This is a genomic window from Teichococcus oryzae (assembly GCF_008386565.1).
In the GTDB taxonomy this organism is placed as follows: domain Bacteria; phylum Pseudomonadota; class Alphaproteobacteria; order Acetobacterales; family Acetobacteraceae; genus Pseudoroseomonas; species Pseudoroseomonas oryzae.
The window spans coordinates 1-4788 of record NZ_VUKA01000051.1; the positions used below are offsets into that span (position 1 = coordinate 1).

Below are 4788 nucleotides of genomic sequence, written 5' to 3' on the forward strand. Positions count from 1 at the left end.
ACGCGGGGTGGAGCAGCCCGGTAGCTCGTCAGGCTCATAACCTGAAGGTCACAGGTTCAAATCCTGTCCCCGCATCCGAAAAGAAAATGATCGATCAACCCCCGCCATTGCGGGGGTTTTTCGTTTTCTGGCATTTTTCTCCTTTGGGCGCTCCACAGCCTTAGGAACGTTGCGTTCCAGGTCGTTCCCGTGCAGCAATAATCCCGAACGGCCGGAAACAGGCCGTGCCTGGGAGCGTGCTGGCACCGCGACATTCGGAGACGCCAATGAGAACCCTGTTTCAAGCCGGCCTGCGCTTCGCAGTGCCGGTTCTCGCCACATTGGCCGCGATGCCGGCCCTGGCGCAAAACCTCAGCCTTGCCGTCGCTGCCCCGCCGACGACGTTGGATCCGCATTATCACACGCTGTCCCCCAACAACATGGTGGCGGAGCACCTGTTCGATAAACTGGTGGGTCGTGACGCCCAGGCCAGGCTGGAACCGGGCCTGGCGGAATCCTGGATGCTGATCAACGACACCACCTGGGAGTTCAAGCTGCGGCGGGGCGTGAAGTTCAGCGATGGCAGCGATTTCGACGCGCAGGACGTGCTCTATACCCTGGAACGTGTTCCGAATGTCCTGAACAGCCCCGGCTCCTTCGGCATCTACACCAAGGCGATCATCCGCTCCGAGGTGGTCGATCCCCACACCATCCGGTTCCACACGGCCAGCGTTTATCCGCTTCTGCCGCAGGACCTGACCCAGATCTTCATCATCTCCGACACCATCCGGAACGCTGCCTCCACCGGAGACTTCAACAGCGGCAAGGCAACGGTCGGCACCGGCCCCTTCAGGCTGGTCTCCTTCACCCCCGATGACCGCATCGTGCTGGAGCGGAACGAGAATTACTGGGGCGAGAAGCCGGCCTGGAAGCAGGTCACCTACCGCTTCATCGCCAATGACGGGGTGCGGGTCGCCGCGCTGCTGTCGGGCGATGTCCAGATGATCGACGTGGTGCCGCCGGCCGACATGCCGCGCCTGCGCACCACCTCCGGCATCAGCTTCTCGGAGGTTCCCAGCCTGCGCTCGATCTATCTGAAGATCGACACAGCCCATGATTCCTCGCCCTACATCACCGATGCCAGTGGCCAGAAGCTGGACCGGAACCCGTTGCGTGACCTGCGGGTGCGGCAGGCGCTGTCGCTCGCCATCAATCGCCAGGGCATCGTGGACCGGGTGATGCAGGGCGCGGCCACCGCGACCGGCCAGATGATGCCCCCCGGCGCCAATGGCTATGTCGCCGACCTTCCACCGCCGCCCTATCAGCCGGACCAGGCGAAGAAGCTGCTGGCGGAAGCGGGTTACCCGAACGGCTTCAGGATCACCTTGATCGGTCCCAACAACCGCTATGTGAATGACGCCCAGATCATCCAGGCCATCGGCCAGATGTGGCAGCGCATCGGCGTCGCCACAACGGTCGAGGCCATGCCCTTCTCGGTCATGGCGCAGCGCCAGGCGCGCAACGACATGTCGGCGATGTTGATCGGCTGGGCGACCACGGGGGAGCCTTCCACCGCGCTGCGCGGCAACCTGACCACCCGCATCCCGGAAAAGGGCTTCGGCACCGTCAATTTCAGCGGCTATTCCAATCCCAGGGTGGATGCCCTGACCGAGGAAGGCCTGCGCACCGCGGATGACGAGAAGCGGGAGGACATCTTCAAGCAGGCCATGCGCGTCGCCATGGAGGATGTCGCCCTGATCCCGCTGCACATGCAGAAGAACGTCTGGGCACTGCGCGGTGCCCTGACCTATGAGGCGCGCGCCGACGAATATACGGTCGCCATGGGCGTCAAGCCCGCGAAATAGGATTCGGATAGCGCAACCCGGGCGGGTGGTCCCCCGTTCCGGCTTGCGCTGCCCGGATCCCTGCATGACCCCTGACCAGATCATTGTCTCCCTTCTGACCCTGCTGGCTCTGGCCGGGTTCGTGTTGCAGCCGGTCCGCTACGACATCGTCGCCATGCTGCTGCTCCTGGGTCTGGTGCTGACCGGGCAGGTCGCGCCGGCTTCCGCCTTTCTCGGCTTCGCCGAGCCCGCGGTCACCACCGTTGCCGCCGTCCTGGCCATCAGCAAGGGCCTGCAATCCGCCGGCACGGTGGACCTCCTGCTGCGCCGGCTGGGTGGCATGCGGGGCAAGCCCCGGCTGCAGATCGGCGTGCAAACGGGGCTTTGCGCTTCTTTTTCGGCCTTCATGAACAATGTGGGTGCCCTGGCCTTGTTCATGCCCGTCGCCCTGCGCAACGCCTATCGGGACAAGTATTCGCCGGGCCGTGCCCTGATGCCGCTGGCCTTCGGCTCGGTGCTGGGGGGATTGGTGACGCTGATCGGCACGCCCCCCAACCTGATCATCTCCTCCATCCGGCAGGAACGCACCGATCTCGGCCCTTACGCCTTGTTCGACTTCGCCTGGGTGGGCCTGCCCATCTCCCTGGCCGGGCTGGCCTATCTGATGCTGGGTGGCCGGCTGCTCGGCGGCGCCCGGGGTGGCAAGCCGGTCCTGCCCGGGCCCGATGCCGGCAGCTATGTGGCGGAGGTCCGCCTCCGTCCTGGCAGCCGTTCCATCGGCGCGCCGATCCGCGCCCTGGAAGGCATGGCGGATGAGGATGTCACCGTTGTCGGCCTGTTCCGCGGGCCCAACCGGACCCTGGCGCCGCCTGGTGAGGCGCGGCTGCGGGAAGGCGATGTGCTGCTGCTGGAAGGCCCGCCCGAGGCCTTGCATGCCATTGTTGAAGCCGCCGACCTGGCGCTGACGCACAAGGAAGGCGACGAGGACACCGAGGCCGAGGAAGCCCAGCCCGTCGGGCTGAGCGTGCTGGTCGCCGCCGATGTGGACGCGGTGGAGGCGGTTCTGCGCCCGGGATCGCCGCTGGTCGGCCGGACGGTGGGCATGCTGCGGCTGCGCAGCCAGTATGGCGTGAACCTGCTGGCGGTGTCGCGGCAGGGGCGCCGCGTCGCTGACCGCATGGCCGACATCGTGCTGCGGCCCGGCGACGTGCTGCTGCTGCAGGGCGTGCCCGACAAGCGCGCCGAGGCATTCCAGGCCCTGTCCCTGCTGCCGCTGGCCGAACGCAACCTGACGCTGGGCCGCCCGCGCCATGCCTGGCTGGCCGGCGGGCTGTTCCTGCTCGGCATCCTGGCGGTGATGTTCGAGCTGGCCCCGGCGCATATCGCCTTCGCTACCGTTCTGATGGCGATGATCCTGTTCCGGGTGCTGCGCGCCGATGAGGCTTATGCCGCCATCGACTGGCCGGTGATCGTGCTGCTAGGCGCCTTGTTCCCGCTCGGGGAGGCGATGGAGAAATCCGGCACCCTGGCGCTGCTGGTGGACATGCTGTCCGGACCGGCCGCCGCCTTGCCGGCCTGGGCACTGGTGGCCGGCATCATGCTCGCCTGCATGCTGTTGTCCGAGATCATGGCCAACAACGCAACGGTGCTGCTGATGGCGCCTGTCGCCCTCGGCCTGGCCCAGGTGGCGGGACTGTCGCCGGATGCCATGCTGATGGCGGTGTGCATGGGCACCTCCTGCACCTTCCTCAGCCCGATCGGGCATCAGTCCAACACGCTGGTGATGGAGCCGGGCGGCTACCGCTTCTCGGATTATGCCCGGCTGGGCGGGCCCCTGGCCCTGTTGTGCCTGGCCATCGGCACGCCCATGATCCTGCTTGTCTGGGGCTGAGGAGATGCGCCGATGCCGGCTTCGCTGCGGCTCGCCCTGCGGGGCATGGCCTACAACAATGCCTGGGCCAACCACCGGCTACTGACCGCCTGCGCGGCGCTGACGCCGGAGGAGTTCGTGGCGCCCCGCACCGGCTTCTTTCCCACCCTGCGGGCCACGCTGAACCATATCCTGGTGATCGACCGCTTCTACATCGATGCGCTGGAAGGCGGCACGCTGGGGCCGCGCGCCTGGGCCGACCCGGAACCCTGCCGGAGCGTTGCGGAACTGCACGCCGCCCAGGCTGCCACCGACCGCCGCCTGATCGCCTGGTGCGACGCCATGGAGGAGGGGGCGGCGGACCGCATCATCCGGGTCCATCGCGGCGGCCATGTGCAGGAGGAGCGGGCGGACCGGCTGCTGCTGCACCTGTTCCAGCACCAGATCCACCATCGCGGGCAGGCGCATGCCATGTTGAGCGGAACAAGCGTCAGGCCGCCGCAGTTGGACGAATTTTTCGCCGAAGGCGAGGCGCCGCTGCGGGCGGCGGAGTTCCACGCCCTCGGCTGGACGGAGGAGACGGTGTGGCGGGACTGATCCCTCAGCGCGCGGTGCCGGCCGGTGCCGCCGCTACCCGCGCCCGCTGCCAGGCCATCGCCACCACCACCACCGTCAGCGCCGCCGAGGCCACAGCCATGGCGGCGTTGAAGTCGCGCCCCACCGTGTTGGCGTAGAAGATGGCGATCAGCGCCCAGGCCACCGCCGCGGCATACCAGGGGGAGCCGCCGGCCGCCCACAACACGCCCAGCGTGAAGCCGCCCGCCGCCAGCAGGATCAACACCGCCGCCACTGTGCCGGCCGCTCCGTCCGCCTGGATGGCGCCCGAGAGATAGGCCGCGCCGGCGATGTTGGCGAAGGTCGCGACCGACACCCAGCCTGCCAGCATGCCCACAAGCGGGCGGATGATCCAGCGTTCCGGCCAGCCGCCGGCGCCGCCGGCATGGGTGATCCGCCGGTTGGCGAAGAAGGCGGCCAGCGCGCCGCCCAGCACCACCAGGATCACCAGCACCAGATGCCAGCCATTCTCGGTGGTCT

At 67.7% G+C, this 4788-nt stretch carries 3 protein-coding genes, 1 tRNA gene and 1 pseudogene; 4 read left to right on the forward strand and 1 reads right to left on the reverse strand.

Annotation, left to right across the window (positions count from 1 at the left end; all coding sequences use genetic code 11):
• The first annotated feature begins 1 nt into the window (after position 1).
• The 4 genes from F0Q34_RS21355 (at position 2) to F0Q34_RS21370 (ending at position 4290) form a co-directional block, all read left to right on the forward strand.
• Positions 2-75: transfer RNA gene (locus F0Q34_RS21355), tRNA-Met, on the forward strand.
• Between the two features lie 191 nt (positions 76-266).
• Positions 267-1844 carry an ABC transporter substrate-binding protein gene (locus F0Q34_RS21360; protein WP_149814392.1) on the forward strand — a complete coding sequence of 526 codons (1578 nt, stop codon included), beginning with the start codon at positions 267-269 and terminating at the stop codon, positions 1842-1844.
• 64 nt (positions 1845-1908) lie between these two features.
• Positions 1909-3714: an SLC13 family permease gene (locus F0Q34_RS21365; protein WP_161600995.1), complete on the forward strand. Its 1806-nt coding sequence runs from the start codon at positions 1909-1911 to the stop codon at positions 3712-3714.
• Between the two features lie 12 nt (positions 3715-3726).
• Complete coding sequence (locus F0Q34_RS21370; protein ID WP_149814394.1) at positions 3727-4290, forward strand: DinB family protein; 564 nt, start codon at positions 3727-3729, stop codon at positions 4288-4290.
• 4 nt (positions 4291-4294) lie between these two features.
• On the opposite strand, the pseudogene F0Q34_RS21375 reads toward F0Q34_RS21370, so the two are convergent.
• A pseudogene (locus F0Q34_RS21375) lies at positions 4295-4788 on the reverse strand (hypothetical protein); the annotation flags it as partial.

Bases quoted from the DNA above. Each gene is read 5' to 3' on its own strand.
- F0Q34_RS21360 (WP_149814392.1), top strand. From the start codon at position 267: ATGAGAACCCTGTTTCAAGCCGGCCTGCGCTTCGCAGTGCCGGTTCTC.
- F0Q34_RS21365 (WP_161600995.1), top strand. From the start codon at position 1,909: ATGACCCCTGACCAGATCATTGTCTCCCTTCTGACCCTGCTGGCTCTG.
- F0Q34_RS21370 (WP_149814394.1), top strand. From the start codon at position 3,727: ATGCCGGCTTCGCTGCGGCTCGCCCTGCGGGGCATGGCCTACAACAAT.